The 24,492-nt window shown below is 52.9% G+C and carries 24 protein-coding genes and 1 pseudogene; 20 read left to right on the top strand and 5 right to left on the bottom strand.

The genetic code is table 11. The features are described 5' to 3' along the window. Nucleotides 1–10 precede the first annotated feature (10 nt). From ACWHXD_RS08655 to ACWHXD_RS08645, 3 genes are all read left to right on the top strand, one after another. Nucleotides 11–1,309, top strand: coding sequence for an MFS transporter (locus tag ACWHXD_RS08655; RefSeq protein WP_499083829.1), 1,299 nt, complete (start codon nucleotides 11–13; stop codon nucleotides 1,307–1,309). 458 nt (nucleotides 1,310–1,767) lie between these two features. Continuing rightward, nucleotides 1,768–2,643, top strand: coding sequence for a transporter substrate-binding domain-containing protein (locus ACWHXD_RS08650; protein WP_499083827.1), 876 nt, complete (start codon nucleotides 1,768–1,770; stop codon nucleotides 2,641–2,643). A 153-nt stretch (nucleotides 2,644–2,796) separates the two neighbouring features. After that, on the top strand, nucleotides 2,797–3,960 hold the full coding sequence (locus ACWHXD_RS08645) for a M24 family metallopeptidase (RefSeq protein ID WP_499083826.1): 1,164 nt from the start codon (nucleotides 2,797–2,799) through the stop codon (nucleotides 3,958–3,960). A gap of 133 nt (nucleotides 3,961–4,093) precedes the next feature. Here ACWHXD_RS08645 and ACWHXD_RS08640 read toward each other — a convergent pair whose 3' ends face one another. After that, the gene (locus ACWHXD_RS08640; RefSeq protein WP_499083824.1) at nucleotides 4,094–5,437 is read right to left on the bottom strand and encodes an amino acid permease; all 1,344 of its coding nucleotides are present in this window, start codon (nucleotides 5,435–5,437) and stop codon (nucleotides 4,094–4,096) included. A 993-nt stretch (nucleotides 5,438–6,430) separates the two neighbouring features. On the opposite strand from ACWHXD_RS08640, the gene ACWHXD_RS08635 reads away from it, so the two are divergent. The 6 genes from ACWHXD_RS08635 to ACWHXD_RS08610 all read left to right on the top strand — a co-directional run bounded on the left by ACWHXD_RS08635 (nucleotide 6,431) and on the right by ACWHXD_RS08610 (nucleotide 15,154). Further along, nucleotides 6,431–7,567 carry an AraC family transcriptional regulator gene (locus ACWHXD_RS08635; protein ID WP_499083822.1) on the top strand — a complete coding sequence of 379 codons (1,137 nt, stop codon included), beginning with the start codon at nucleotides 6,431–6,433 and terminating at the stop codon, nucleotides 7,565–7,567. A 365-nt stretch (nucleotides 7,568–7,932) separates the two neighbouring features. Then, nucleotides 7,933–9,321 carry an APC family permease gene (locus tag ACWHXD_RS08630; RefSeq protein WP_236466789.1) on the top strand — a complete coding sequence of 463 codons (1,389 nt, stop codon included), beginning with the start codon at nucleotides 7,933–7,935 and terminating at the stop codon, nucleotides 9,319–9,321. An 83-nt stretch (nucleotides 9,322–9,404) separates the two neighbouring features. Continuing rightward, nucleotides 9,405–10,826, top strand: coding sequence for an aspartate aminotransferase family protein (locus tag ACWHXD_RS08625; protein WP_236466787.1), 1,422 nt, complete (start codon nucleotides 9,405–9,407; stop codon nucleotides 10,824–10,826). Between the two features lie 57 nt (nucleotides 10,827–10,883). Beyond that, nucleotides 10,884–12,377, top strand: a complete 1,494-nt coding sequence (locus ACWHXD_RS08620) for an aldehyde dehydrogenase (RefSeq protein ID WP_236466785.1) — start codon at nucleotides 10,884–10,886, stop codon at nucleotides 12,375–12,377. A 65-nt stretch (nucleotides 12,378–12,442) separates the two neighbouring features. After that, the gene (locus ACWHXD_RS08615) at nucleotides 12,443–13,618 is read left to right on the top strand and encodes a M20 aminoacylase family protein (protein WP_236466784.1); all 1,176 of its coding nucleotides are present in this window, start codon (nucleotides 12,443–12,445) and stop codon (nucleotides 13,616–13,618) included. 654 nt (nucleotides 13,619–14,272) lie between these two features. Continuing rightward, the gene (locus tag ACWHXD_RS08610) at nucleotides 14,273–15,154 is read left to right on the top strand and encodes a LysR family transcriptional regulator (protein WP_236466783.1); all 882 of its coding nucleotides are present in this window, start codon (nucleotides 14,273–14,275) and stop codon (nucleotides 15,152–15,154) included. A gap of 140 nt (nucleotides 15,155–15,294) precedes the next feature. On the opposite strand, the gene mdtI is transcribed toward ACWHXD_RS08610, so the two are convergent. Both mdtI and ACWHXD_RS08600 read right to left on the bottom strand, forming a co-directional pair. Then, on the bottom strand, nucleotides 15,295–15,624 hold the full coding sequence (gene mdtI / locus ACWHXD_RS08605; protein ID WP_236466782.1) for a multidrug/spermidine efflux SMR transporter subunit MdtI: 330 nt from the start codon (nucleotides 15,622–15,624) through the stop codon (nucleotides 15,295–15,297). 1 nt (nucleotide 15,625) lies between these two features. Further along, on the bottom strand, nucleotides 15,626–15,976 hold the full coding sequence (locus ACWHXD_RS08600; protein WP_236466781.1) for a DMT family transporter: 351 nt from the start codon (nucleotides 15,974–15,976) through the stop codon (nucleotides 15,626–15,628). Nucleotides 15,977–16,177: 201 nt separating this feature from the next. Between ACWHXD_RS08600 and ACWHXD_RS08595 the strand changes: the two genes are divergently transcribed. Further along, nucleotides 16,178–16,333 carry a hypothetical protein gene (locus ACWHXD_RS08595; protein WP_236466780.1) on the top strand — a complete coding sequence of 52 codons (156 nt, stop codon included), beginning with the start codon at nucleotides 16,178–16,180 and terminating at the stop codon, nucleotides 16,331–16,333. Nucleotides 16,334–16,397: 64 nt separating this feature from the next. Here the strand turns inward: ACWHXD_RS08595 and ACWHXD_RS08590 are convergent, their stop codons facing one another. Further along, a complete protein-coding gene (locus tag ACWHXD_RS08590) occupies nucleotides 16,398–16,925 on the bottom strand; it encodes an SH3 domain-containing protein (RefSeq protein WP_236466793.1) in 528 nt (175 codons plus the stop codon). Between the two features lie 140 nt (nucleotides 16,926–17,065). Here ACWHXD_RS08590 and ACWHXD_RS08585 point away from each other — a divergent pair, with 140 nt between their 5' ends. After that, entirely contained in the window at nucleotides 17,066–17,287 is a 222-nt protein-coding gene (locus ACWHXD_RS08585) for an NUDIX domain-containing protein (RefSeq protein WP_499085043.1), read from the top strand. A gap of 256 nt (nucleotides 17,288–17,543) precedes the next feature. After that, a complete protein-coding gene (locus ACWHXD_RS08580; RefSeq protein WP_064614520.1) occupies nucleotides 17,544–17,834 on the top strand; it encodes a hypothetical protein in 291 nt (96 codons plus the stop codon). A 326-nt stretch (nucleotides 17,835–18,160) separates the two neighbouring features. On the opposite strand, the pseudogene ACWHXD_RS08575 reads toward ACWHXD_RS08580, so the two are convergent. Next, nucleotides 18,161–18,352, bottom strand: a pseudogene (locus ACWHXD_RS08575) (con-10 family general stress protein); the annotation flags it as partial. A gap of 631 nt (nucleotides 18,353–18,983) precedes the next feature. Between ACWHXD_RS08575 and ACWHXD_RS08570 the strand changes: the two are divergent. From ACWHXD_RS08570 to ACWHXD_RS08535, 8 genes are all read left to right on the top strand, one after another. After that, nucleotides 18,984–21,095: a GAF domain-containing protein gene (locus ACWHXD_RS08570; RefSeq protein ID WP_499083820.1), complete on the top strand. Its 2,112-nt coding sequence runs from the start codon at nucleotides 18,984–18,986 to the stop codon at nucleotides 21,093–21,095. A gap of 9 nt (nucleotides 21,096–21,104) precedes the next feature. After that, entirely contained in the window at nucleotides 21,105–21,491 is a 387-nt protein-coding gene (locus ACWHXD_RS08565) for a hypothetical protein (protein ID WP_499083818.1), read from the top strand. Between the two features lie 72 nt (nucleotides 21,492–21,563). Next, a complete protein-coding gene (locus ACWHXD_RS08560; RefSeq protein WP_499083816.1) occupies nucleotides 21,564–21,839 on the top strand; it encodes a hypothetical protein in 276 nt (91 codons plus the stop codon). Between the two features lie 101 nt (nucleotides 21,840–21,940). Then, nucleotides 21,941–22,120, top strand: coding sequence for a hypothetical protein (locus ACWHXD_RS08555; RefSeq protein WP_499083814.1), 180 nt, complete (start codon nucleotides 21,941–21,943; stop codon nucleotides 22,118–22,120). Nucleotides 22,121–22,227: 107 nt separating this feature from the next. Further along, on the top strand, nucleotides 22,228–22,458 hold the full coding sequence (locus ACWHXD_RS08550; protein WP_060501503.1) for a hypothetical protein: 231 nt from the start codon (nucleotides 22,228–22,230) through the stop codon (nucleotides 22,456–22,458). 77 nt (nucleotides 22,459–22,535) lie between these two features. Beyond that, a complete protein-coding gene (locus ACWHXD_RS08545; protein WP_060501505.1) occupies nucleotides 22,536–22,934 on the top strand; it encodes a hypothetical protein in 399 nt (132 codons plus the stop codon). 15 nt (nucleotides 22,935–22,949) lie between these two features. After that, nucleotides 22,950–23,177 carry a hypothetical protein gene (locus ACWHXD_RS08540; protein WP_023383671.1) on the top strand — a complete coding sequence of 76 codons (228 nt, stop codon included), beginning with the start codon at nucleotides 22,950–22,952 and terminating at the stop codon, nucleotides 23,175–23,177. A gap of 517 nt (nucleotides 23,178–23,694) precedes the next feature. Continuing rightward, nucleotides 23,695–23,961: a hypothetical protein gene (locus ACWHXD_RS08535; RefSeq protein ID WP_041925789.1), complete on the top strand. Its 267-nt coding sequence runs from the start codon at nucleotides 23,695–23,697 to the stop codon at nucleotides 23,959–23,961. The last annotated feature ends 531 nt before the right edge of the window (nucleotides 23,962–24,492 follow it).

Raw genomic sequence — 24,492 nt, 5'->3', positions numbered from 1 at the left:
TGCAGCGAGCTTGGAACGGGTTTATAGAAAGATATCATTTCGGCTCATTCCATTTCTGTTTGTCTGCTATATATTGGCTTATCTTGCCAGGATCAATGTAAGTTTCGCCAAATTGGATATGCTCGCGGATCTTAAGATTTCCGAGACGGCCTATGGTCTTGGGGCGGGGATTTTTTTCCTAGGGTATTTAGTGTTTGCGGTGCCCAGCAACATTATTCTGGAAAGAGTAGGAGCGAAACGTTGGATCAGCCTACTGATGATCGTCTGGGGTGTTCTCACCTCGCTAATGATGCTTATCGAGGAGGTCAATACTTTCTATGTGCTCCGCTTCTTCATTGGAGTTGCTGAAGCAGGTTTCTTTCCTGGGATTATCTACTATTTCACCCGTTGGTTTCCTAGTGAAAGACGCGGGCGGGTTATCGCGTTGTTCATGGCTGCCATTCCTCTGTCCGGAATCATTGGCGGCCCGCTGTCTGGTTGGATTATGTCTGCCTTGCAGCACGCTCCGATGGGGGTCTCAAACTGGCAGTGGCTGTTCCTTTGCTACGGCGTACCTACCATCTTGGTTGGATATCTTGTGACCAAGTTCCTGCCAAATGGCTTTGAAGCCGCTTCTTTTCTTAGCAATCAGGAAAAAGACTTAGTTCGATGTGACCTGAAGCGAGACAAGGAGATGAGTGAAGAGTCTAGCTCTCGATCTTCGGTTTTCAGCTTTTTAGCCTCGCCGATTGTGTGGTATTTCAGCGTGGTCTACTTCCTTATCGAAATGGGTGAATATGCATTGGGCTTTTGGATGCCAACCATTATCAAGAATTCAGGATTTAATGATCTGAAGTCTGTTGGTTTGCTCACTGCGATCCCTTACCTATTTGCTGCGGTAACGATGATCTATGTTGGTCGCTCTGCAGACCTTAGAAATGAAAGAAAATGGCATCTGGCTATTCCATTATTCATGGGGATGGTGGGTCTTGTTATCGCTGCACATTTTTCTCATAACCCGCTTCTAGCGATGATCGGGCTGACTCTCGCAACTGCTGGGGTAATGGCTTCCTTTCCCATTTTCTGGACTGTGCCCACAGCGCTACTGGGTGCAAGCGCAGCTGCAGGTGTAGCTATGATTAACTCTGTGGGCAACCTGGCGGGGTTTATAAGTCCCTTCTTTGTTGGATGGATGGTGGATTTAACTCACAGCACGGACGTTTCGCTGTACGTCGTTGCCGCGTGCGCATTCCTGGGAGCAGTGATGTTTGTAGCGACTCCGCGTACCTTCTATAAAACTGGCTCGAACCGTCTACCAGCTACAGCGTAAAAGTAATTGAGCAGGGATGCTCAATTTATACGTGAGGCTCATATCCTGTTCGCGTTTGGAGGGTGTGTATGAACCTTTGAGGCTCGTTTAGTATTAACTTATGGCGTTGTCGGTAATTATATTCTGCGGGGCTGTCTATTGCGAAGATCGGTCTTTACGAAAACGCTTCGTTTAGATTTAGTAGTGAGGCTGTACTGTATCTGAGCTGAAGCGGATGCTTAATATTAATATAATTCAGAGTCTGCTTCAGTGCGCGTAATTTCGTTGCGCGAAGCTAGTAATTACTGGTTGATTAATGATTAAAAGCGCAGGATATTCCCGTTTTGTACGGTTTAATTCGTGAAAGTGTGAGCTGAAATTGAGTATGATCGAGGTTGGTTCGTAACTTGTACGGTTCCGCTAGCGTTAGGGTTCTATATCAGTTGCTTGTTCAGTTAAAGGCGCGGTGTTGTAAGGAAGTGACGCTGCTTGGAAGAGTGGTTTATCTGATGGGTGTTGTTGGGGTCAAAGGGTTATTAAAAGGCATTGTTGCGGTGGCGATTTTAATGGTGACGCTTTTACTCCCAGCTATTAGCGATGGCTCGCAATTGCGGGGTGGAAGCTTAGTTGTTGCGGCTGATTTTACCTTGCCACCCTACGACTACATGGTTGATGGGGCGCGAGCGGGATTCGATTTTGAAATGGTCACTGCAATAGCTGGTTACCTCAATAAAAAAATCAAATTCCTGGACGCTCGCCTTGATTACTTAGCCGCGCATCTAAGTAGTTCTTCGTACGATATAGCTGTTTCGGCACTCAGAGTGACCCCGGAGCGCATTCGAACTGCTGGATTTATACCTTATGCCATGGCAGGCGAATCACTGGTGGTGTTGTCCGAATCGCAGTTTAAACTAAAGGATCTCAGCGATCTTTGCGGCAGACGTGTCGCTACTGTCCAGCATGCGGCACGGCTTGCTGATCTGAGTCGTGCCTCCACTGTCTGTGAATATTCGGGTAATCAACCTATCACAGTCGGTACATTTCCTACCTCAAGGGCCGCTGCTAGTGCTCTGTTAGCAGGCGGTTTTGACGTTTTTTATGTGGATAGCCTAGGGGCAAGGCAGCTCGCCAAACAATCAACCGGAAGGTTATCTATTGCCAGTAATGCTATTCTAAACCCGAGAGTCTGCGGAATTTTCTTGGGGAAGCGGAATTTATCACTTAAAGCAGATATCGCAGAAGCTCTGGTATATATCAAGTCTAGCGGGAAATATGCATATCTTCTCAATAAATACGGCCTCGACGAGCCGACTATCGAGGCTACGCAGGCAGCTGTTAATTCTGTTTCGCCTTAATGTATCAGGTGCGTAGAATTTATGTGAGTGAACGCGTCTTATTCACGTCATGGCAGTTACTTTGTTAGAAGGCCCAAAGGTTGGAGTGAAGTGAGAGTGCTATCCAAATGACTAGGTGTTATCTATAGTTATATTGCTCGGAGTGCTGAATCTATGAGAAACCTCCCGTTCGCTTTAGAAGAGTATGAAGAACGTCTCCAGCGCATACAATCGAGCATGCGTTTTCGTGATCTAGATGCGATTGTTGTAACGACCGCCGCTAACTTTCGCTATTTTACCGGATTAGACACCCAGTTTTGGGAGAGCCCAACAAGGCCTTGGTTTTTAGTGCTTCCATCGAATGGCGAATCTATAGCTGTTGTACCTGGTATCGCAGAAGTCCCCGTGAGCAAATCTGCTGTCGGCTCCATTCGTACATGGAACTCGCCTTGTCCGGAGGACGAAGGGGTCTCGCTATTAGCAAGTGTATTAAAGGCACTACGGGCGCGTTTCGGGCGTTTAGGCTTTGAGCTCGGAATGGAAAGTACTCTCCGTATGTCGTTATTAGATTACCAGCGTTTGACCTCACTTGTCTCACCTTTAACAATTGTGGACGGTGCATCTTGCTTATGGGAAGTGCGAAATATCAAATCAGTTGCGGAGGTGGAGAAGATCAGAAAATCCTGCGCTATCGTTGGGCAGTCATTAAGCGAGCTTCCGGGCTTCGCGAGCAAAGGATCAACAGAATTTGAAGTATGTCGAGACCTTTCCATCGACATGCTAAAGCATGGCATTCACACAATACCCTATATGGCCTGCGCTTCTGGCCAAGGTGGTTATGATCAAATCATCGCCCGGGGCTCTGATCGAGAACTACGCGATGGTGATCTTTTGGTCATCGACGTCGGTGCCACTGTAGATGGGTATTTTTGTGATTTCGACCGAAACTATGCTGTTGGCAAGATCTCCGATAATGTACTGCGGGCAAATGATGCGGTTTGGCGTGCTACTGAAGCGGGCATCCATGCCGCCAGGTCAGGAGCCCATACTGGTGATTTATGGGCTGCGATGACTGATGTGCTGATGAAAGAAGGTATGAAAGCGAGCACCATAGGACGTTGTGGCCATGGGCTAGGGTTGCAGCTGACAGAACCTCCATCCAATCGAAGGGGTGACATGGCCTTACTGATGCCCGGGATGGTTATCACGCTCGAACCTGGTATGGAGTACGAGAGCGGTAAATTAATTGTTCATGAAGAGAATATCTTGATCACCGAGGATGGTCTCCCTGAGCTTCTTACAACCAGAGCCCCTAGGGAGCTCTGGCAGATAGGTTGAAAGTTGCTCAGGTAGTGACGAAGACTTAGAGAATGCTTGATTGTGCTGTGAATGCCGTTGAGTGTCTTAGGCACTAACGGCATCCGTAGTTTTGGAAATTATAGGTGGCCTGGATTTGCTCTGATTTTATGTATTAGCCTCGCGGGGATTGGGTTTGAGACCTAGCGTGTATTTCATGCTTGGCTCGATAGCCCCCAAGATAGTAAATAATTGTGGCGGCGGTCAGCCAGATTGGCCCAACGATAATGGCAACTCTCGTATCGTTTTGAAGCCACATTACTCCCAGCATTAGGCATAAGAACGCTGCTGCGAAAAGGGAGCCAAAGGGGTAAAGTGGGGATTTGAACCGCCCCTCGGCTTTCGCAAAATTCTTCTTGAATCGGTAATGCGCAAAAAGAATGATGCCCCAAGTCCAAATTGCCCCAAAGGTTGCAATGGCTGTCATCCAAATGAAGACACTTTCTGGTGCAAAGAAGTTTAGTAAGCCGCCGACTACCAGTGTGGCAATTGAGATCAAAGTGGCGTTGATCGGGATTCCGGCCTTGTTTAGTTTTTTAAATAGTGCTGGTGCCTGCCCTTGCTCGGATAGGTTAAATAGCATCCGACCGTTACTGAACAAGCCCATGTTAATAGCGGAGAGTGCAGTGGTTAGTAGTGCAAAGTTTACAATTCCAGCTGCAGACGGAATTCCTAGCTTTGCAAAAATCAGGACAAAAGGACTGGTTTCACTCGTGATTTCATTCCACGGGAAAACGGAGAGAATTACCACAACCGATCCAACGTAGAAAAATAGTACACGCCAGAAGATTGTGTTAATTGCGCGTTTTAGCGTTTTCTCGGGGTTTTTAGCTTCACCAGCAGTGGTGCCAATAATCTCAACGCCGAGGTACGCGAAACCGACCATTGGTAATGCGAGTAACCACCCTGTCGCACCATTAGGGAACAAGCCACCGTGGCTCCAAATGTTGGAAATTCCCGTGGCTACGCCGTCGTTACCGAAACCTAACACTATCATGCCCACACCAATCACGAGCATGATCAACACAGTTATAATTTTGATCAGCGAAATCCAAAATTCGCACTCGCCAAACGCTCTTACGGCGATGAGATTAAATGGCGGCATAATGATCAGCGCTGAGAAGGCCCAAACCCAACTTGGGACGGTCGGGTACCAAGTCTTCATATACATTGCAATTGCGGAAAGCTCCGCCATCCCATCAGCCGCCCACAAAAACCAGTAAGTCCATCCAGTGATGAATCCCGCCAAAGGGCCAATATAGTCATTGGCGTATCGGCTGAAGGATCCAGCAACAGGGTTGTCAATGGCCATTTCGCCCAATGCACGTATGATGAATAATATCGCGGCGCCACATAACGCATATGCAAATATAACAGAGGGCCCCGCAGATTTAATCGCGCTGGCGGATCCTAGGAATAGGCCCACACCGATTGCTGATCCAACCGCAATCATATTCATGTGTCTGAGACTAAGGCCTCTGTTTAAGCTAGTACTCACTGCGACATCCTTCTATAGTTCTTGTATGATGTTATTAGTTTTAAGCATCTCTAGATGCATGCGCTTCTCTCTATTGTTATACTTTTCAACGAGGGAGCTTGCGCCTAGGCCTTCTGCTTAGGGCTTGATTTTATGATTTTTGAATGCATGAAATGTGCATTTTTTCGATGCGAGATGGGAGTTTATTGCTTGTGCCCGATGATTCGTTGAGCAGGCATTATTTAGCCCCGGTTAGGAGTGTAAAGCTAATGCGGGGATGACTGAGTATGTGGATAGATTCCGATTCTGTGGCAAGTGGTGAAACAATATCAGGCGATACCAACTTTTTGATGGAGCACAATGCATTTATGAGCGCGACCACCCCACTATGATCGTGTCCGAAGGTCATGCGCCACTCGAAATGGGTGCACTTATAAAGGAAAGAGATGGAACGTAGATGAGTTGACGGGATGCCATCGCCGTGGGGGTGAATTTCAACGCTTGTCCCATGTCCGTGGTTAAACGTTCCTGGAGCGGGTGTTACCCAATTGGAGTCGCCACCTGGCTAAGGATGACGAGGAAACGATGGCAAAAGAAAGCCCGCTGCTAGGCGGGCAAGGTCTATCACACGTAGGGATGGATATAGATTCTCGCAAGCTCCGTGAAAATTGAGTGAAAGAATAGTCCCCTCAGTGTGATGTACGTAACGCAACGCTGCCTCCATGGGCACGCTAGCTGGGATGGGCGCAGACCCTGCACCGGTTCGGTGCTTCGAGCATCCTCGAAGCGATCGAGCCTATGCTGCGCAAAGGCGCTCTGCAGGCGTATATGCTAATCAGCTGCTATAAACAGAGGTTGATCCTGATGCTCTCAAGTGACTAGTTTCCTGTCTGGGTGTTTCCATAAAAGACTGGGCGCTTCGCCGCTGATCACCTGAAGCATGACCTATGCAGAACGTAACTCCAGGGGAAGAAAATGCTGTCAGTTTCTGAACGTCCTAGCCGTGCTGTCAGGCCTTCCGTCACAGGGACAGATGCCGTTGGTGCTTCCATTTCCATGAGTCATCGGCTACTGGTTTATCACTCACCGCCAAGCAAAATTCCGGCAACGACCCATGTGATTGTATTGGCTGTGGAGGAGGCGAAGAAAGCCGGCATCGCTCCTGCTGCTGTCCTGGCGGGGGCCAGGTTGAGAGTCGAAGAGCTCAGCCTTCCCTCTGTGGCGTTGAACAGGGAGCAAGAGCTGCGAGTATTCACCAATTTGCAGACGTTGAGCGGGGATGACTCAGTGGGGCTTGAAATTGGGCAGCGAGTTCACGTGTCTGGTTTCGGTCTGCCTGGTTACGCCATGCTGGTCAGCGAGAATATCAAAGCGGCTGTCAGTTGCATGCACGATCTTCCACTGCTGATGGGCCTATACCACACGGTCGCGATAGAGGAGGGTGTGTCCCTCACGAGCGTAGTGATCGATCATTACGCTTACGCATCTCAGCTTGAGGTTATGGCGACCGACATGTGCCTCGCTGCGATCAAGACAGTGGTGGCAGACCTGCTGGGTGAGCTCATCAGTGCCGTGAAGGTCAGCGTTTGCTACGCCGAACCTTCACCGACCCTGATCAACAAGCATCGTTTGTTCTTCGGGTGTGAGGTCTCCTACGGTGCAGAGCGGAACTCGATCAGCTTCCCTAGTACAGTCTTCGAGGCCTGCTCCCCGCTGGCTAACAGCGTTAGCTTCCATGCGTTGTACGCTCAATGCATGGAAATGGAGCGTCAGTGGGCCTGCAAAGCGTCCGACGACTGCCTTGTCCAGGTTCGCGCCATGATGGAAAGCGACCTGATCCAATACAGCTCTCTGGCTCGTGTATCTAAAAGGTTGTGCGTGACCGAGCGCACGCTGCGTCGTCGTCTGGAGCATCAAGGTTCCAATTTCCAGCAGCTCTTAGACCAGGTCAGACACGAACGGGCCTGTACCATGTTTGCGGATCCAGGCTTAAGCATCAGTAGCATCGCCCAGGCGCTTGGGTACAGCGATGCCGTGAGCTTCCGTCATGCGTTTCGTCGCTGGACAGGGCTTGCACCCAGTGAATACCGATCGGGCCTCAAAGGGCATTAAGTCAGTGAACCTGGTGAATGCTGGCCAGATTTCATCGGTGCTTAGTGTCTGCGGCTAGGAACATCCCACACCGGCCTTCAACTGGAACATCTGCTGCCGCCACGGCCCAGTAGGACGATTTCTTGCTGTGGTTTCGGGCCCAGACGCTCGGCGGCGGGTTTTGGCTACTCCTTTGGTGCTGAGAACTTCAGCACGGCACCTGCTCAATGTCCGAAATTATCTCCCTTCCTGTCCTGAATTTATCTCACGGCAAGGGCTGGGAAGGCTCAATATGAATCTCATCAGAACGACAAATCTAACAAGGTTCTGACGCGGTGCTGGTTTCCCCTCCGGCACCTAATCAAAATAAGATAGGAGCAAATCCTATGAGAGACGTGGCAGCACTCAGCAGCAATCCTATTGACCTGAACCTTCACCCTGAAAATGATCTTGAGGAAACAGGAGACACTTTAAAGCGAGTTCTAGGCTTACCCTCGTTGGTCTTGTTCGGGTTGGCCTACATGATCCCCCTGACCGTGTTTACAACTTACGGATTGGTGACGACCCAAACAAGTGGGCACCTTCCCTTGGCTTACATCGTGACATTGATCGTCATGTTATTCACCGCCTACAGCTACGGACGCATGAGTAGCAAGTTTCCAATCGCGGGTTCGGCATACTCCTATGCAAGGATTGCGTTCGGCTCCAACGTCGGATTTTTTGTGGGCTGGGCGTTGATGCTTGACTATCTGTTCATGCCGATGATTTGCTACCTCGTGATAAGCATATACATGGCACCTTACTTTCCTGAAATTCCTTCATATGTATGGATTCTCGGGTGCATGACCCTTATCACTGCTTTTAATATTCTTGGTATCAGGCTGGTGGCAAAGGCTAATCTGATATTGGTAGCGGCTCAAATTGTCTTTATTGCTGTATTTACTGTTGTCTCGATTAAAACTGTTTCGATTGATCCACCGCCATCGTACTTCTACCCGCTCTACTCTTCAGGACTGGATGTAGGATCGCTGCTGGGCGGTGCTGCTGTTCTTTGCTTCTCATTTTTAGGGTTCGATGCGGTGTCGACACTGTCTGAGGAGGCTATCAAGCCGAAGAGAAACCTGCCGAAGGCGATCATGCTCTGCACTTTCGTGAGTGGATTGCTATACGTCGGTATCTCTTACGTAGGTCACATCGTATATCCGAACTGGCAGTCAATTACCAATGTTGATTCTGCAAGCCTGGATGTTATGACCCATGCGGGTGGGAAATTCCTGGCCGCCTTCTTCACTGCTGTATATGTCGCTGCGTGCTTTGCTTCGGCTTTGGCAGCCCAGGCGAGCGTTACTCGCGTGCTCTACGCCATGGGGCGTGACGGGGTTCTGCCGAGGAAAGTCTTTGGCACTACTTGCAAACGCTATGGGACACCTGTCGGTTCCACTTTGATAGTCAGTTTGATTTCTCTGGCCTCTTTGGTGATTAGCCTTGATCTGGCAACAACCATGATTAGCTTTGGTGCATTGGTTGGTTTCTCATTCGTCAATCTTTCAGTGTGCAAAGTGTTCATGAGAGATCCCGCTAATCGCAATCCCATCGGAGTATTTAAATACACGGTTCTTCCTATAGTTGGGTTTGCGCTAACAATTTGGCTTTGGACGAGTCTCACTACAACATCGTTCACAGTAGGCTTGATTTGGCTGGTCGCTGGTGCCGTGTATCTGGCTTGGCTTACACGATGCTTTACCAAAAAATTACCAGCGGTAGCTTTCGGCTAACAAACTTCATAAAGATGGCTAACAGCAGTCCAATCTCGAATGGTCGAGTAGGGTAGCAATTGCTTGAAAAAGAGGAAAAAGAGATGAATACCTTGAATGTTTCGGCCCCCCATGTATCTGGCAATGCAAACGATACGGAGCTGCAGGCTCTCGCTCGCAAGCATCTGCTGATGCACTTTACCCACAAAAGTGCCTATGAAGATGCGCCACTGGCAGTCATCAGCCGTGGCGAGGGTGTCTGGCTGTGGGACGAGAACGGCAACAAGTACATGGACGCACTGGCCGGTCTTTTCTGTGTTCAGATCGGCTACAGCCATGGCGAAGAAATCGGCAGTGCCATCAAGCGTCAGATGTGCTCGTTGCCGTACTACACCAACTGGGGCTATGCACATGAGCCGGCAATTCGCCTCGCGGCCAAGGTCGCTAAATTGGCACCTGAAGGCCTAGATCGCGTGTTTTTCACATCGAGTGGTTCGGAGTCCAATGAGTCGGCGATCAAGTTGGTTCGCCAATACCACCAGGCGCGTGGCGAGCCTACCCGCACCAAATTCATCGGCCGTCGCAGCGCTTATCACGGAGTTAGCTATGGTGCCTTGTCCGTCAACGGCATGACGAACTTCCGTAAGATCTTCGAGCCGCTGGTTCCAGGTGCACGTCACGTCAGCAACACCAAACGCTATCGTCGCCCTGTAAACGAGACCGAGCACGAGTTCACTCGTCTGCTGCTGGATGAACTGGATGCAATGATCATCCAGGAAGGCCCAGATACTGTTGCCGGTGTGTTCATGGAGCCGATGCAGAGCGCAGGCGGTAGCCTGACACCTCCAGCAGGCTACTTCGAAGGCGTGCGGGAAATCTGTGATCGTCACGGCGTACTGTTGGTCGCTGACGAAGTGATCTGTGGCTTCGGTCGTCTGGGCGAGTGGTTCGGCTCGGCGCGCTTCAATTTCAAGCCGGACATCATCACCTTTGCCAAAGGCATTGCATCGGGCCATGTCCCTCTGGGCGGCATGATTACCAGCGACAAGATCTTCAATACCGTTGCCAATGGCCCGCAACAGATGTTCCTGCACGGCCTGACTTACGGCGGTCACCCTGCCGCATGTGCTGCTGCCCTGGCCAACCTCAAGATCATGGAACGCTTGAACGTCAACGAAAACGTTCGCTCCCACGAGGCCTACTTCAAATCGCGTCTGAGTGATCTGCTAGAACATCCGCATATTGGTGATCTGCGTGGTGCGGGCTTCCACTACTCAATTGAAATGGTGTCTTCGAAAGAGAAGCGCAACTGGACAGGCTCGACCAAAGCGCTGGAATTCGTTCAGAAAAAACTTGCACCTGCACTGGTCGGGGCAGGTGTTCTCTGCCGAAGCGCTGTCGACCACGAGGGTACACCTCTGATCCAGCTTTCTCCCCCTCTCATAATGAATCGCGGCGAGATCGACTGGCTGGTTAGCAAGCTGAAAACCGTCCTGGAGCAGGAACTGCGCTCGGACATTTTCTGATTAATCCTCTGGCGTTGGCTGGGTGTTCAGCCGACGCATCTGCGACTAGGTGATCCTATGACACAGCTAACTAGATCTGACTGGGAGCAGCGCGCTCGCACCCTGAATATCGAGGGGCGGGCATTTATCAACGGTCAGTACGTATCCGCTGAAGGTGGGGCAACGTTCGACTGCTTCAGCCCGGTAGATGGGCGGCTGCTGGCAGCTGTCGCTAGCACCGGTAAAACCGAAGCTGATGCTGCGGTTGAAGCAGCGCGTCGGACTTTTGAATCGGGTGTGTGGTCTCAGATGGCACCCATCAAGCGCAAGCAAATCTTGATGCGCTTCGCGGATCGAATCGAAGCGAACCTGCATGAGCTTGCTTTGCTTGAAACGCTGGATATGGGCAAGCCCATCTCGGACTCGCTAAGCCTGGACATTCCTGGTGCCGCCGAAGCCATTCGCTGGTGTGCCGAGGCCATCGACAAAGTCTACGACGAGATCGCACCCACCTCACCGGATCAGCTCTGCCTTGTACGGCGTGAGCCTGCCGGCGTGGTGGCTGCGATCGTCCCATGGAACTTCCCATTGAAGATGGCGAGCTGGAAGCTCGGGCCGGCCCTGGCATCTGGCAATTCGGTGGTGCTCAAACCATCCGAAAAGTCGCCGCTAACTGCAATCCGTATTGCCCAGCTTGCACACGACGCGGGAGTGCCAGCCGGTGTTCTTAATGTGCTGCCAGGCATGGGCCATGTGGTGGGTAAGGCTTTGGGCGAACACGCTGATGTGGATGTGATCGCCTTTACCGGCTCCACGCGAGTTGCGAAGCAATTGCTGGGCTATGCCGGTGCTTCGAACATGAAGCGCGTGTGGCTGGAGGCGGGCGGTAAGAGCCCAAACATCGTGTTCGCTGACGCCCCTGATCTTGAAAAGGCAGCGTCGTCGGCGGCGCTGGCAATCGCCTTCAACCAAGGTGAAGTGTGCAACGCCGCATCGAGGTTATTGGTTCAGGACTCAATCAAAGATCAGTTCATGCCACTGCTGCTGAAAGCCCTGGGGGAGTGGCGTCCGGGCCACGCATTGGATCCGGCCACGCGAGTAGGTGCGATGGTCGATAGCATCCAGCTCGAAACCGTCATGTCCTACCTTGAGATCGGCACCGCTGAAGGGGCAAAGCTCATCCACGGTGGCGCTCGTGCACTTGAAGAAACCGGGGGCTTGTACATTGAACCGGCGATTTTCGACGAGGTTGTTAACAGCATGCGAATTGCGCAGGAAGAGATCTTTGGCCCTGTGCTATCGGTGATCACCTTCAGTGACTTTGATGAAGCCATCCGCATTGCCAATGATTCTTGCTATGGACTCGCGGCTGCGGTGTGGACAAGCGATATCTCGAAGGCGCACAAGGCCGCGGGTGCCCTACGCGCGGGTACTGTCGAAATAAATCAGTATTTCGGTGGAGACATGACCACGCCATTCGGGGGCTACAAACAGTCCGGAAACGGGCGAGACAAGTCTCTTCACGCCTTTGATAAATACATGGAAGTGAAGGCAACCCTCATCGCGTTGTGATGCTCTTCTGGCGCCTTGTGATACTCACCTTTCGCCAGTTTGCGTAGCTTTTCAAGGAGTCATCAATGACCTCTGCTTCAATCAAAGACGCCCTGGTTTCAGATGCGATCGACTGGCGACGGGATTTCCATGCGCACCCCGAACTTGGCTATCAGGAGGTGCGGACATCGAGCCGCGTTGCGCAATTGCTGGAATCGTTTGGGCTTGAGGTTCACCGTGGCCTTGGTGGAACCGGGCTGGTAGGTATTCTGGAAAATGGGCCCGGCCCTTCGATCGGTTTGCGGGCGGATATGGATGCGCTTCCGATCCAGGAGGTTGCCCAGACCGAGCATTGCTCAAAACATGAGGGTTGCATGCATGCGTGTGGACACGACGGCCACACGAGCATCATGCTCGCGACTGCCCGGTATCTAAGTGAAAACAGACATTTTGCAGGGCGTGTAGTGTTCATTTTCCAGCCCGCAGAAGAAACCGGGGCTGGGGCCAAGCGGATGATCGAGGACGGCTTGTTCGAGCGTTTTCCTGTCGACTATGTGTACGCACTGCACAACTGGCCTGGTATTCCTCAGGGAGGTTTGCAGGTCAATCCCGGTGCCATGATGGCCTCACAGGACATGTTCGATATCGTATTGCAAGGCAAAGGTTGTCACGCCGCGATGCCCCACAACGGGCTCGATCCGGTCGTCGTGGCCGGGCAACTGGTAAGCGGCTTGCAGACGCTGGTGTCGCGTAGGCTCTCACCCTTTAATCCAGCAGTGCTGAGCGTCACGGCCATTGATGCCGGTACCGCGTACAACGTCATTCCGGACACTGCCACCTTGCGAGGCACAGTTCGTTGTCTCGACGGGCCCACACGCGAGAAAGTTGAGGCACTCATTCGGGAAATGGTAGGTAGTCTGTCTGAAGCATTTGGTCTGACGGCCACCGTCCATTACCGGCGCGGCTATCCGGTAACTCAAAATGATCCTACTGCTGCGCGAAGGGTTCGACTTATCGCCGAGCGTTTGCTCGGAGCGGCAAACGTCATCTGGGATGCCCATCCTTCTATGGCTACCGAAGATTTTTCCTACATGCTGCAGGTATGCCCAGGCGCCTACTTCTGGTTGGGTAATGATCGCCATCGGGGCGAGTCGGTGCCACTGCACAATCCGCGTTACGACTTCAACGACGAGCTTGTACTGATCGGGATGCAATTGCTGATCGAGCTGGTGACGTCCCATTCGGAAATGTACAACCACTGACGCGTTCAGGAAACATCAGCATTCAGAAGGCGGGCAAGCTTCGCCATTGAGCTCATCGCATGTCCTGCTATCTCGTTGGTTCAACGATAGATAGAAGGGCCGAGCTCAGTGGCGACAGCTCTTTTGAACTGCACGGGGTCGGACGCGTAGAGCGCAGCCTCAATCCTTCGTTGCACATCCTTAGCAAATTCGCGGCCTCGCTCACCTCATTGTGGGAAGGCCCGATGGCCTGATCGTCGCGCCTTCTGCCGTTGCGATGGACGATGTCGTGACGCTTGCTGCAGAGGCCTAGACCCTGTCGAGCTTTTCTCTACTCCAAAGTTCGACGATCGTACGCTCGGGCTGACGCTTTCCTGCAACCTCGCTCCGGTGTAGGCGGCAGCCTGGTTATGCATCACCCAGAAGCAGGGTGCGGTCTTTGAGCGATCCCTGAAATGCTAAATAACTCCGGTACCGCATGACCGAATTACCGGTACAGGAATGTCACAATCAAAGATGCCTCAAGCCGAATACCTGTTGTAGCAAGCTGCTGCAGAAGCTGAAAGAATAGTTGCTAGGGCGCGAATTGCCTGCTGAGGAGATACGGCTTGATTAGTCTCCAGCGAGCTGATTTTCCCTACACTTTCATACCGAATGCAAAAGGGGACTATTTGCATGGACTGGACGTTTGATCAATTGCGGCAGTTCGTGATTACAGCTGAATGCGGATCATTCACCGCTGCCGCTCGCACTCTGGGAAAGGCCCAGTCAGCGGTTAGCACTGCCGTGTCACTGCTGGAGATTGATTTAGGTGTAGAGCTTTTCGACCGCTCAGGGAGAAAGGCGAGGCTATCCGAAAAGGGACAAATTCTCTTGGAGGAAGCTCGTGAGGTCATGCGACAAGCAGAGCAGTTTCACCGAAGGGCCCAAGGGCTTTCCCATGATGATGATGCAAAGATTACGCTAGCGATGGATGAGGCTTTGCCCTATTCAGTCACAAATATGCTTCTCAAAGAATTCTCTACCCGTTACGAACACGTGGAGCTCGTTCTTCTTTCAGGTAGCGCAACCGAGGTGGTTAGTTTTCTGGATCAAGGGAAGGCTGACCTTGCTTTTCATTTTGAGCTGGGATCGATTCCTCGCTCTTTTGACGAGCGGTTGCTTGGTACTGTCCCTCAAGGGATATTTGTTTCAGTCGACCATCCTCTTACAGAGTGTAATCCAGCACAAATTAGTAATCTTGTGCGGTATAGACAACTTTTGCGTCAAGCCGGCAGCGTCGAGTCAGTTGTTATTAGTCCCAAGATTTGGCGCTCTGATAGCTTCAGAAATATTGCAGAGATGGTTTCGGCTGATTTGGGGTGGGCCATACTCCCTGTTAACATTGCCAAGCTTGATAACTATGACAAGCCATTGACTCAGGTTAAATGTAATTCCTTGTTTTTGCCGCAGTTGTCTGTGAAGGTGTCCAGGTTTCAGGGGCGGATTTTCAAGTCGATTGAGATGTGGTTAGAGAAAAGGTTTGGTGAGCTGTTGCTGGAAGTCGGCGCTAAATAACCAATAAGGCACGCTGAATCTTTGTGTAAAGCCAGTCGTGCCTAAGAACTTGCTATTGAATTTGTGGGTGCTTTGGGATCAAACGGCTTTATAGGCAACGCATTTTCAGCGGGGCACTCTGCCTACGTACCAGATCTTTCCTACGCAAGCCGCAACAGAGAGATTCCACCAACAATCATCGCAATTCCGAGCCAACCTCGGCTTCCTGGCTTCTGTCCAAACAGAACTAAACACATTACTGCAGTCAATGCGATCCCCACACCACCCCAGATCGCATAGGCTACAGACAAATCAATTCCCTTAGCCGCTGCTGCCAGTGCACTAAACGACATAAGGATTGATGCGATACCAATGGCGCCGGGAATTATCTTCTTGAAGCCATTTGAGTATTTAATAAAAATATTCGCGGATACTTCCAAAGCTATCGCCAAGGCCATCCAGATGAAGTGGATGAATTCTGCGTTCTTCATTTTAGTGTCTCTGCTCTTTAGGGCCTAGTGTGACGAATACAACGCCAAGCAACAAAATGGTAATTCCAATGATTTTGGGAGTGCCTAGGCTTTCTCCGAAATATTGATACCCTATTGCCGTTACAATGATGAGGCCTAGTGTTTCCCAGATAGCATAAGCCGTAGCGACTGGTAATGTTTTTACTACCCATGCGAGGATGGTGAAGCTCAGTGCGGTCATCGCGTACATTATCAGCGTTGCAGAGAAACTCCCTGTTTGGGCCGCAATTTTCATCACGGTGACTGCAATAATTTCAGCGAGTACCGCCCCTATCAATAGGAGCCAAGCCTTTGTGTTATGGGTCGCTTGCATCGTTATCAAATTCCAGTAGTTGCGATGCGGAGCAGTTGAACACTATATTCTGTCTTGGGATAGTTGACTGTCATCTGTTTTTTAGATAAGTCGAACCCGGCGATATGGGTAACTACAGGGACAGCGTCCGAAACCAGTACCGCAGAAGCTAACGGATTTGAGGCTATGGTTCAGCTATTCGCATAGACCCTGAGGATTACCATGACGGCGATGGATCTCAACAGCGTTCTGCCTCCTGATCACCCGATGTACACCGACGCAGTTCAGGCTATGAAGCGGTATCACCAGGCGCAAGCCGACGGTATCAGCGGGGCGGAGCTCGAGCGTTTGCGGCTGCTGGCTGAACATCAGTTTTAGGCCGTTACTGACTATCAGCTTCGCGGCCTTGGCGGCCCAGCCAAGCCCAACCATTAGCGATAAGTTAAACGCCATACCGTTTGTTTCCCCCAGATGTGATGCAGTAGCGGCCGCCCCTTGGGCCTATGCAGACACGACCAGAGGAGCAGGGGCACGATGATCCATATTCAGGTGTTGAGCTTCGTACTGGCTGCGGAGCAGGGCGCTCCCTTTTGGGCTGTGGGGTGACAAAGCAGTTCGAGCCGCTGCAGAGGTTTTTGTAGGAGATCCATCGTTGTGGTTGGCCGTCGAGGCTGATGCGCGCCCATTCCGCTTTCTGCTCATAGACCTGAACCTTTTCACCGCGCTTGAGGCTGGAGATCACCTTCCCTCCGGGTTGAGCGCGCAGATTCAGCTTGTCCGCGTTGACGAAATGCTCAGGTGCCGAGGCTTGTGTCGGTTGTGGTTCTGGTGATGAGGTTGCGGCCAAAGTGCTAATCGGTACCTGGCTTACTGGTGGCTCAGTTTTAGGCGAATCCTTCTTTCCAATGGCCCAGATCATCACGAGGAGAGCTAGCAGCGGCAGAAACCAGGATTGACCTTTCTTGCGCATATCCTTTGCACCCTCGAAATGATTTCTGTCCTTTTTAGAAGTGGCCGGCTGGAGCCTAGCGAGCAATTTTCCATCCGCCACCACCGATGATGTTCAGCTTAGCCGAGTGAGGCGGCTGTGAGCGGCAGCAGCCTAAGGTACTGCTTGTTCGGAAAAGAGGCGGCAAATGGAGTTTTCCGAGTGGTTCGATTGAGCCTGATGAGACCTCTAATAGTACTGCAGCAAGAGAGTTACGTAAGGAGACATCCATTGAAGGGCATGGCCTGCTTTCTTTGTGCTCGATCAGAGTTGTTTGGTCGTGCATCACATCTTTACCACTCGATTCCACGAAAATGAGAAGCCTGTGGCCGACCATGAAATAGTCGCGTGTAAATGGGTGCTTCGGGAAAAAGCTTACGCCTGACTTGCTGAATTCCGCAGCAGCCGGCCTCTTGGCAACGCAGTTTACCTGCTCTGTCCGCCTGACCAGAATTGCATAGTTGTACAAAAAAATTTTCTTGTATCGAAAATATGGCCGGTCGTCTGATACCCGCCTTGCTACCGCCTAAGTCATTGAAGTGCCAACTTGCTTTGCTAGGGTTAGGTTTCCATATAAGGCTAAAGGCGTAGGAGGGCGGCATGCGTATTCGAGGTGATGTTTTTTGGGATTGGGCGGATCCAGTGCTTCATCATCGGACTCATGACGAGACGCTGGACGACGGCACCACGATTGATGTCCAGGTCAGGCTCTCGCGCACCGGTCAGACGCAAATGTTCATCGGTGTGTACGCTGGCTGTGGAATGGCATTGCATGAAGAAGCCTTCGATTCTCGCCCCGGCGAATCTATGACTCGAGCTCTGGCTTGGGGTGTTGGTAGAGCCAGACGTCTGGCTACAGATCAACGGCCAGCAGCGAAGCAGGTGGCCTAGACACTACGTATTTCAAGGTTGGTCGTTAAGCGGAGATGCTGACGGCCAACTGCTCAACGCAAACTGCTCCATCTAACATCCGGTCGGGTGAAGAAAGAGGGCTATCCGTAGCCCTGGATAGTTGCTCAGCGGTTGTCTTCCGTCATCCCGCTGTCTTCATCCTGAATAGCTTGCGACCCTTCATCCATACCTTGCTCCCGGTCAGCTTTACTGCCTGTGGTATGTCCTCCTTGACCACCACGTTGGGTTGCGCCACCGGCACGCTGAAGAGCGTCTTCCTGAAAGTCACTGCCGCTACCTTGCCCTGTTTGTTGATCTTCAGATCTTCCCCCGGACATTTGACCGCCTTTTTGGCCGGCTTCCGAGGCCCGCTGAGGATCGTTGGCAAAATTGCCGCCCGAGGCTTGGCCGCCTTTATGACCGGCCTCTGAAGCCTTCTCACGGTCGTTGGCAAAATTACCAGGATTGTTTTGTGCGGTGCCGCCTTGCTGACCTGTCTTGTCTTGATCGTTCGCCATGATCTCGCACCTCGTGTGTTCACACAGAGAGCCTGTGTTCTGTTCAGACGCTGTCCAAATTCTGGAGGCTCCCTTTACTTTCCTATTAGCTGACCGGGTGCGCGAAAGATCGTGAAGCGCAACGTATCGTGTAATAAAGGTTGCGACATAGCTTGGGCCGCTGTTCGCAATCGGAGCGCTGCTATCCGGCTTCCAAGAGAGGCAGACGCTGCCGGATGTCGGCGATGAGCCGTCTACCTTCTGCCTCCATCAGATCGCCATAATTGGCAATGGCCGCACACTCTCTACACGTCAGAATGGCCTTCTTGTTTAACCTCTGTGGTCGTACAAGGTCTTGCCCACCGCATTTGAGACATCTCAAGGTGACACTCACAGCTTTCCTCTCCATGGATGTTGATCAGGATCCTTCCTTGCCGTGTTGTCGCGAAACACGGTGCGGTACATGGAGTCGCGCGATGTGCTGAACGTTCACTTTGAGAGGTGGCCAACTTGGCCAGCCCGATTCGAGGGAGTGAAAGTTCACGCCAGGCGATGGCATGACAATCACGGCTGCGAGCTCTTTGTCAGTCAGACACGCCGATGCGTGGATGTTGGGTTAGATTTATAAGTCTCCCTTGGTGGTGCTTTTCATATGGATTGCAGTGATCAGCGTTCAGCAATCGAATCGTTCGTGACGCACGACGGCCAGATTGCCACCCACATGCGTCAAGTGGACTGGGCTAGTTCCCATCTAGGTGACCCAGGGCATTGGCCGGTTTCGCTGCAGCACGCTGTGAGTTTCTTGCTCAGCTCGGATCTACCCACTGCAATTCTCTGGGGTACACATAGAGCACTGCTCTACAACGACACCTGGATCCCTGCGATGGGGCATCGTCACCCCCGAGGACTGGGCAAGCCTGCACATGAGGTCTGGACTGCGGTCTGGGGGCGGGTCAGCTTGCAGCTCGAAGCAGTAATGGAGAAGGCAAGCCTGTTGTTGCTCTCGGACTCGGAGTTTCCGGTTCGTCTGGATCGTGAAAAACCGTGGGCTTTCAGCTTGAGCCCATTGAGGGCTCTAGATGGGCACATCGTCGCTGTTCTGGTGCAAGGTCAAGAAGTCCATCCATCAGCTCTTGAGCCTCTACCGTCGCACATTACCCTGGGCCGAGACCGACGCATGTTCGACCAAGCGCCGGGCTTCATCACAATACTGAGAGGCCCTGATCACGTATTCGAATTCGTCAACGAGGCATTCAGGCGAAGCTTTGGTGATCGAGGCTACCTCAATCGCTCTGTCCGAGAAGTGTTCCCTGATCTTGAGGGGCAGGGTTATTTCTCCTGGCTGGATGACGTGTTCAAGTCGGGCGAGCGTTTCGTAGCTAAAGGCACGCCTATTTCGCTGCTCTGGGAATCAGGGCGCCTAGAGACCCGCTATCTGGACTTCGTTTATGAGCCTGTGTTCGACGATGCAGGAGCCGTGACCGGTATCTTTTGCGAGGGCTTCGATGTCACTAACCGAGTGGAAACCGAGCGAGCGCTTAGAGAGGAAAGCCGAACCCTTGAGATCCTCCGAGACATCAACGCGGCGTTCGCCAGTGACTTGAATCTTGAGCGGATCGTGCAAAACCTCACGGATGCAGCGACATCGCTCACAGGGGCAGCTTTTGGTTCGTATTTTGCCAATGAGGTTGATGAGGCCGGTGCCCACCTGAAGCTGTATACCTTGTCGGGGGCTGATCGGTCGGCCTTCGAAAAGTTAGGTCATCCGCGCGCTACCCCCGTGTTTGCACCTACATTCCGAAATGAGGGCGTCGTTCGATCCTTGGACATCCTGGCCGACCCTCGCTACGGCCAGTTCGAGCCGCATCGCGGAATGCCCAAGGGGCATCTGCCAGTGCGGAGTTACCTGGCGATTTCAGTCGTGTCGAGAACAGGCGATGTTTTGGGAGGACTGTTTTTCGGTCACCCCGAACCAGGAAAATTCACAGAGCGGCACGAACGGCTGATCGTCGCCCTGGCGGCACAGGCAGCAGTGGCCATCGACAACGCCCAGCTTTATCGGCAGGTACAGCAGGCGAAGGCCACGCTTGAAGAGCGGGTTGCTCAACGCACTGACGAGCTGTCACAGGCCAACGAAGCCCTGCGCCAAAGTCAAAAAATGGAAGCACTCGGGCAACTGACGGGCGGGATTGCCCATGACTTCAACAACATCCTGGCGGCGATACTGGGCAGCGCTGATCTGCTGTCCCGACGGTTGAAACAGGGCAAATGGGAGGCTACCGAGCGGCTGCTCGAAGGAATTCAAGTCAGCGCCAAGCGAGCAGCGTCGCTGACTCAGCGCCTGCTCGCATTTTCGCGACGGCAGACGCTTGATCCACGCCCTACGGACATCAACTTACTCATCGACGATCTGGTCGACCTGATCAACCGCTCGGTTGGGCCCGCCATCACAGTCATCACGCAGTTAGAGCCGGAACTTGGGGTGGCCCGGATCGACCCCGCCCAGTTGGAGAGTTCGTTGCTCAATTTGGCGATCAACTCGCGTGATGCCATGCCCGAAGGTCGTGGAGCGATATCCATCACGACGCAGACAATCGAACTCGACGAGATGATGGCTAAGCACGCGGCTCTTCTGCGGACGGATGACTTGTCACCTGCTCCCCAGCAGGTCGATTTTCGATTCCAAGACGGGCGCACCGAGAGTGTTGATGTGTCAAAGGCCGAGCATGTGCTCGAACTAGGTGGCTTTGCCCCAAAGGTCTAGGAATTCGCCATGATCTACAAAGGCTTTCGCATCGAGAACACCCCGGCCTACATCTGGCGTATCTACTGCTGGGGTTCGCACGCTGGGCATAATCATGTGGCGTGCTGGTATGTGTTCGATGCCGAAGGCAAGCGGGTCACTGGCGGCTATACCTCCGGCAACAACACGCGCAGCGGTACGGTTGACCTGGCGCGCCGAAAGGACGCCAAGGCGTGGGTAGACGGCTATTGCGCCTACCAAGACGAGCCAGAAAATCGGCAGCTTTGCGCTAATGGTACTGCGGTCTATGCGCCGCATTACGCCTGTCACGCTTCTGACACCGAAGAACGGGCCTCTTTTGACTCTGGTTACTGGGACGCTCAAAGGCAAGCCCAGCGAGCCGCAAAACGCGCCTAAAACGACCGCGCTCCGGTTCGCTGGGGCTTCAAGGAAAACGCGGTACCGCCCAATTCAGTAAAGGACTTAAAGATGTTCAATGACCCTATTTCCTACGTGATGTTTTGTGCAGGTGTAGTCGGCCTAATCGGGGTTTACCACTGGTGGCGAGCATTCGAACGAAAGTGCGCCGAAGAACGACGTCAGTGGATACGGGATGTGAACAAGCTGGGCGAGCGATATGGTCACCCAGGGCTGGCCGGAACGCCGGACAATCCCGATTCTGCTTACATCAAATGCTTTGAAGCAGGTCAAACCCCGGCCCATGTCATCGCCTCCGTGTTCGGCGCGCAGCAACCAACCAGCTAACGGAAAACGCCGCCCAGGTACGCCCAAGCCCAGCCATGCGCTGGGCCGAGGCCGTAGAGGGGCGTGGTAAGCGTGCCCAGGATCGAGCAGGAAAAATGTGCATGAAGCAGCTAACCAGAAATGTGTTGTACATCGCCCTCACGGCTCTCTTGGGGCTCATTTTGGCATTCCTGATGTTCGATATTAAACCCAATGCCAGTAGCGTGTCTGGGGTCGTCGTTGGGGCCGTTGTGACGCGTTTAGCCTCGCTCTTCTACCAGAACCGCCGCGCCGCCCACTGACCGCAGGAAAACGACCAGGTACGCCCAAGCCCAGCCCCGCGCTGGGCCGAGGCTGTAGAGGGATGACCGTTTTCCGGCGTCCACCAATCAAAGGAATGACTACACCCATGAGCACAACCATCACCCTCAAAACCCAGCAAGTGCAGGCCGTTAATCAGGCCCTGCGCCGGTTGATCGATGCGCTGCGCAGTACCCCAGTGGCAATCCTTGCCCAAGAGCGCGCCGAAGTGGAGGGGCGCTTGCGCACCCTAGCGGCGCTCGGCCTGATCGATGCCGAAGAAGAGCAGGAGTTGTATTCCCTGGCCGAGGCTGCGCGCCAAGCGGCCGAGGAAGCCTGAACCCCATCAACTTCACGGAAGCCGCCGCCGATCACTTGCCCGCCATGTGCGGGCCTTGTCGGTAGGAGCAGGCCGCTTTGGCCAACTGGATCGAGCAGGAAAAAGATATGTCACGTTCGGTAGGTGCGGTCGACTTCGAGGATGGCCGCAGGTTGTACTTGATCTACGATGGAACCGTTGGTGTCGCTTGGCGCCCACTTTTTGAAACCAGCGATGCGGCTTGGGATTGGTACTGCGCTGAAAGCGTTGAGTTTGCAGAGCCGGTAGGTGCAGCCAGTACAGAGCTTCCAGTCGTGTTGACTATTGATCTTCATTACGACGACCAGGAGCGTTGGAAGTTCGCAAGTCGGGCATCTGCGGATGCAATGTGGCTCACCGGTCCGGCCAGCTCAGACGAAGCAGCGGACGAAAGAAGTAAGCACTTCGATGAGCCTTTCGGCGGTTACTTTTCTGACGATGAAAAACCAGTGAACTGATCGAGGAAAACGACGATGGCCACGCACTTTGATCCATGCCCTGACGACGATGAAGCCGAGCAGGCGCCATGCGGCACTTGGCTCGGGGATGCCAGTAACGGTGCCAGCAACTGGGAGCACGTCGATTGTGGTTTGTGCCTGAGAATGAAAGCCAAGATCAGCGCCGCGCATGAAGCAAGCGAAGCCGCCATCGTCGAGCAGATGGGCGATATGGCGTCGTACATGCGCGCCTCAGCGACGTAGGAAAGCAAACGCCATGGCGAGGATAGAGCCAGAGCTTCGCAGTTGCCCATGGTGTAAGTCTGCGGCTGTGCTTGAGCAAGATTGCGATGGCTCATGGCATGTCTGCTGTTCGTTCAAGAGGTGTGCTGTGAAACCGATTACCCACGGTTACACGTACAGGCATGAAGCGATCATGGTGTGGAATTGCTGCGGTCAGCCTGACCTGATGCCTCAACCAATTTGTTAAAGGAGAACATCATGAAGCAAGCAGTCACGATCATAGACGTTGGCCCGGCCCACCAAGGCCTCCAGAGCATCATCGTCGAGAACTAGAAGAAGCGTCGGGAGTTCGGTTCTTGCCTCGCCAAGCTCTCAAGCGAGCCTGTCGCTCCGCGAGTGGAGTTATGTGGCTCTTTGGTGATTCGGCTCAGATCGCCCAAAAATGGACAAACGACGTTCAATCACCAGCTCACCAGGTTGAGCGACCCGAACAGGGTCAGACGCAACCTAAACCCGTCCAGTAGTCACGGAAAACAGCATGCAAATCAAAGTGAGAGAGGGATACGTGTTCCCGCTGAATCGACCGCAACAGGTCTGGTGGGGAGATAGCCCGGAGGTGATGCAGGTTGCTCTTTATGCGGGTCAGGAAATGATGGCCATCACCGATGATGCAGGGGCTTTCGAGTTGGATTACTTGGGCCACATTGGCAGTGGATTTGCCAGCATCGAGGACGCAAAAGCAGCCGCGCCGGAGTTCGCTCGCGCCGTGCTGGAGCGCCTGCGCAATCTCATTCAGGACGTGTAGGAAAACGAAGTGGCCGCGTGTTGATTCGCTGCGCTGAGTGATCAACTGCAAGCCGATCGCTTGCGCGTTAAGGCGTGTCATGTTGCGGCGCTGGAGGAAGTGACGAAAGCGGGTAAACAGGGGCATGGTCAGCTCCATCTGGAAGGTGGACAAATAGTCAGCGGCGGCGAATGGTGCCGCTTCGGCAGAGGGGCCCCTGAGCATCAATCGATCATCGCACACAAGGTCCCGCTGGACGTCCTGCTGAGTGTTCGGCCACGATCCATTCCCAGTAGCGGCGGAAGGACTTGTCCAAACCCGATTCAGGTATCAGGGGTTGCCAACGTAGCAACGACGCGCACTGTGGCTCAAAACCGTCCCAAGCCCAATGCCTGTGATAGAGGGGTAAGCTGCAGCCCGTAGGTGCACCATAGCTGCCACAGGGCAGCCTGGACGAATCCTGGGCGGGTCGAGCCCTTCGCGGCCGCCAGGTCATCAATGTAGAGGCGATCGAGCAGCGGGATGACGCCATAGCTGATTTCGCCTTTCGGC

This window comes from Pseudomonas fjordensis, assembly GCF_976987115.1.
The sequence above is the reverse complement of the archived record's forward strand: the minus strand, read 5'-3'. Positions and strand labels throughout refer to the sequence as shown.

Excerpts from the sequence above, each read along its gene's own strand:
- ACWHXD_RS08555 (WP_499083814.1), top strand. The coding sequence starts at position 21,941 with ATGAAGCAGCTAACCAGAAATGTGTTGTACATCGCCCTCACGGCTCTC.
- ACWHXD_RS08560 (WP_499083816.1), top strand. The coding sequence starts at position 21,564 with ATGTTCAATGACCCTATTTCCTACGTGATGTTTTGTGCAGGTGTAGTC.
- mdtI (WP_236466782.1), bottom strand. The coding sequence starts at position 15,624 with ATGAAGAACGCAGAATTCATCCACTTCATCTGGATGGCCTTGGCGATA.
- ACWHXD_RS08595 (WP_236466780.1), top strand. The coding sequence starts at position 16,178 with ATGACGGCGATGGATCTCAACAGCGTTCTGCCTCCTGATCACCCGATG.
- ACWHXD_RS08615 (WP_236466784.1), top strand. The coding sequence starts at position 12,443 with ATGACCTCTGCTTCAATCAAAGACGCCCTGGTTTCAGATGCGATCGAC.
- ACWHXD_RS08630 (WP_236466789.1), top strand. The coding sequence starts at position 7,933 with ATGAGAGACGTGGCAGCACTCAGCAGCAATCCTATTGACCTGAACCTT.
- ACWHXD_RS08610 (WP_236466783.1), top strand. The coding sequence starts at position 14,273 with ATGGACTGGACGTTTGATCAATTGCGGCAGTTCGTGATTACAGCTGAA.
- ACWHXD_RS08535 (WP_041925789.1), top strand. The coding sequence starts at position 23,695 with ATGCAAATCAAAGTGAGAGAGGGATACGTGTTCCCGCTGAATCGACCG.
- ACWHXD_RS08635 (WP_499083822.1), top strand. The coding sequence starts at position 6,431 with ATGCTGTCAGTTTCTGAACGTCCTAGCCGTGCTGTCAGGCCTTCCGTC.
- ACWHXD_RS08620 (WP_236466785.1), top strand. The coding sequence starts at position 10,884 with ATGACACAGCTAACTAGATCTGACTGGGAGCAGCGCGCTCGCACCCTG.
- ACWHXD_RS08600 (WP_236466781.1), bottom strand. The coding sequence starts at position 15,976 with ATGCAAGCGACCCATAACACAAAGGCTTGGCTCCTATTGATAGGGGCG.
- ACWHXD_RS08625 (WP_236466787.1), top strand. The coding sequence starts at position 9,405 with ATGAATACCTTGAATGTTTCGGCCCCCCATGTATCTGGCAATGCAAAC.
- ACWHXD_RS08580 (WP_064614520.1), top strand. The coding sequence starts at position 17,544 with ATGCGTATTCGAGGTGATGTTTTTTGGGATTGGGCGGATCCAGTGCTT.
- ACWHXD_RS08565 (WP_499083818.1), top strand. The coding sequence starts at position 21,105 with ATGATCTACAAAGGCTTTCGCATCGAGAACACCCCGGCCTACATCTGG.
- ACWHXD_RS08645 (WP_499083826.1), top strand. The coding sequence starts at position 2,797 with ATGAGAAACCTCCCGTTCGCTTTAGAAGAGTATGAAGAACGTCTCCAG.
- ACWHXD_RS08590 (WP_236466793.1), bottom strand. The coding sequence starts at position 16,925 with ATGCGCAAGAAAGGTCAATCCTGGTTTCTGCCGCTGCTAGCTCTCCTC.
- ACWHXD_RS08550 (WP_060501503.1), top strand. The coding sequence starts at position 22,228 with ATGAGCACAACCATCACCCTCAAAACCCAGCAAGTGCAGGCCGTTAAT.
- ACWHXD_RS08570 (WP_499083820.1), top strand. The coding sequence starts at position 18,984 with ATGGATTGCAGTGATCAGCGTTCAGCAATCGAATCGTTCGTGACGCAC.
- ACWHXD_RS08640 (WP_499083824.1), bottom strand. The coding sequence starts at position 5,437 with ATGAATATGATTGCGGTTGGATCAGCAATCGGTGTGGGCCTATTCCTA.
- ACWHXD_RS08540 (WP_023383671.1), top strand. The coding sequence starts at position 22,950 with ATGGCCACGCACTTTGATCCATGCCCTGACGACGATGAAGCCGAGCAG.